1 protein-coding gene is annotated in these 239 nt (G+C 47.7%); it reads left to right on the top strand.

Going from position 1 to position 239, the window contains the following annotated elements; all coding sequences use genetic code 11:
- Window positions 1-239, top strand: a 239-nt coding sequence (locus Q5762_RS39560) for a transposase (protein WP_315897157.1), incomplete at both ends; no start/stop codon positions are given.

The following is a 239-nucleotide window of genomic DNA, read 5'->3' as shown; positions in this document are numbered from 1 at the left end:
GCCAAGTTACCTAATGACGTGATAAATGATGGAGAGCCAAGCCAGAAGTATGGTTACAGTGCCCGCAGCCTGATTGCTCTTCACAAGTTTTTTGCAGGTGCACCCTACTATCGTCAGGAGAGTACGCAAGCGCTGATGGGGATTAAACTGACCGCCTCAACCATCTTTGACCAAGTCGAGTTAGTCGCCAATAGCTTGCAACCCATTTATAACTTGTTAAGAGTGTTTGCCGCAAACGC

It is taken from the genome of Streptomyces sp. P9(2023) (assembly GCF_032436795.1).
In the GTDB taxonomy this organism is placed as follows: domain Bacteria; phylum Actinomycetota; class Actinomycetes; order Streptomycetales; family Streptomycetaceae; genus Streptomyces.
Note: the sequence above shows the minus strand (reverse complement) of the source record. Positions and strands in the feature narration are given on the sequence as shown.